Annotated in this window: 1 protein-coding gene and 2 pseudogenes; all 3 read left to right on the forward strand. The window is 69.3% G+C overall.

Annotation, left to right across the window (positions count from 1 at the left end; genetic code table 11):
• A pseudogene (locus tag VLG41_RS03020) lies at positions 1–394 on the forward strand (anti-sigma factor); the annotation flags it as partial.
• 11 nt (positions 395–405) lie between these two features.
• On the forward strand, positions 406–1,473 hold the full coding sequence (locus tag VLG41_RS03025) for a MucB/RseB C-terminal domain-containing protein (RefSeq protein ID WP_325347922.1): 1,068 nt from the start codon (positions 406–408) through the stop codon (positions 1,471–1,473).
• Between the two features lie 35 nt (positions 1,474–1,508).
• Positions 1,509–1,932: pseudogene (locus tag VLG41_RS03030) on the forward strand (serine peptidase); the annotation flags it as partial.

A 1,932-nucleotide genomic window follows, 5' to 3' on the forward strand; every position in this document is an offset into this window, starting at 1 on the left:
CGCGGTGGGTGCGCCGGCTCGCACCGTGCGCGGACCCGCCGCGAACGATGCCCTGTTCCGCTGGAAGATGGCGTCGGGTCTGGCCAGCGTGGTGGCCGTGGCGGCCGTGGGCTGGACCGTGCTGGCCGGCGCACCCGGCAGCAGCCAGGCACCGGTGCTGGCCCAGGAGCGCTCGTCTGCGCCGATTGCCACCCTTGCGGAGACGTCGCCTACCGCCCCCGTGTCCGCCACGCCCACCCGGCCCGTGGTGGTGTCCACCTCTCAAGGCAAGCTGATCCGCGATCCGGCGCTCGAGCGCCTGCTGTCCCAGCACCGTCAGCACGGCGGCATGTCGGCGTTCCAGTCCTCGACCGGCTTCATCCGCAACGCCACCTACGACTCCGACGCACGCTGATGGCCGCGCCCATGACGACCGCTCACCCCACCACCGCGCATTCCAGGGCTCGCCACATCCGCGCGCCGCGCTTGCGCCGGTTGGGTGCCGCTCTCATTGTCTGGGCCTGTGCCGGCGGCTGGAGCGCGGCAGCGCTGGCTCAGGGGGCGGTGTCGCCCGGGGTGGCCCCGGCGCGCAGCGTGACCGAATGGCTCGCGCGCATGCACGACGCCTCTCGTCAGCGCTCCTACATTGGCACGCTGGTGGTCAGTTCGGGCAGTGCGATGTCGGCTTCCAAGATCTGGCACGTGTGCGATGGCACGCAGCAGATGGAGCGCGTGGAGACGCTCACCGGCGTGCCGCGCACCACCATCCGCCGCAACAGCGAGGTCATCACTTTCGAGCCCGAGACCCGCACGGCCATGGTGGAGAAGCGCGAGTCGCTGGGCGTTTTCCCCGACATGCTGCGCACGCCCACGAGCGCCGTCGCGCAGTTCTACGGTGCCCGTGAAGTGGGAGCTCAGCGCGTGGCGGGGTACATGGCCGACATGGTGGAGATCGTGCCGCGCGACGAATGGCGCTTCGGCTACCGGATCTGGTCGGAGAAAAAAACCGGCCTGATCGTGAAGCTGCAGACGCTGGGTGCGCAAGGTCAGGTGCTGGAGCAGGTGGCCTTCTCCGAGTTGCAGCTCGACGCGCCGGTGAGCATGGACAAGCTCGTGCGCCTGATGAAGGACACGCGCGGCTACGAGGTCGTCAAGCCCGCGCTGCGCAAGACCACGCCGCAAGCCGAGGGGTGGCAATTGAAAGAGCCGATCCCGGGCTTCAGTGCCATGAGTTGCCACACGCGTGAGGTGGCCAGTGGCTCGGTGCCACCAGGGCAGGCACCCATGCAATGGGTGTTTTCAGATGGCCTGGCGTCCGTGTCGCTGTTCGTCGAACCCTACGACGCGCAGCGCCACGGGAGCGAAGAGCAGGTGGCCATGGGGGCCACGCATTCCGTGAGCCGTCGCGTGGGTGACCATTGGGTGACGGCGCTGGGCGAGGTTCCCACCTCGACGCTGCGGCGGTTCGCCGACGCCCTTGAACGGATTCGCTGAAGTTGCAGTCGATCGACCATCGAAGGAAGTTGCCGATGTCCGCCGTCCCATTCCGTTTCCCTTTGCAAGCCCTGACCCTGGCCGCGGCCTTCGGCATCGCCGGATCGGCTGCCGTGCTGGCGCCCATGCCCGCGTTCGCGCAGGCTGCGGCGGCCACCAATGCTCGTGGCCTGCCGGACTTCACCGACCTCGTCGATCTCGTCGGACCCTCGGTGGTCAACATCCGCACGCTCGAGCGCGCGTCGGCGCGTGGCGGTGCCGAGGGCGGCCCGGACGAGGAGATGCTCGAGTTCTTCCGCCGCTTCGGTATCCCCATTCCGCCGGGCGTGGTGCCGCGCGGTCCGCGCCAGGGTCCACCGTCCGATGAAGCGCGTCCCCGCGGCGTGGGCTCGGGCTTCGTGCTGAGCGCCGATGGTTTCGTCATGACCAATGCCCACGTGGTGGACGGCGCCGATGAGG

This window comes from Hydrogenophaga sp. (assembly GCF_035481345.1).
Lineage (GTDB): Bacteria > Pseudomonadota > Gammaproteobacteria > Burkholderiales > Burkholderiaceae_C > Hydrogenophaga.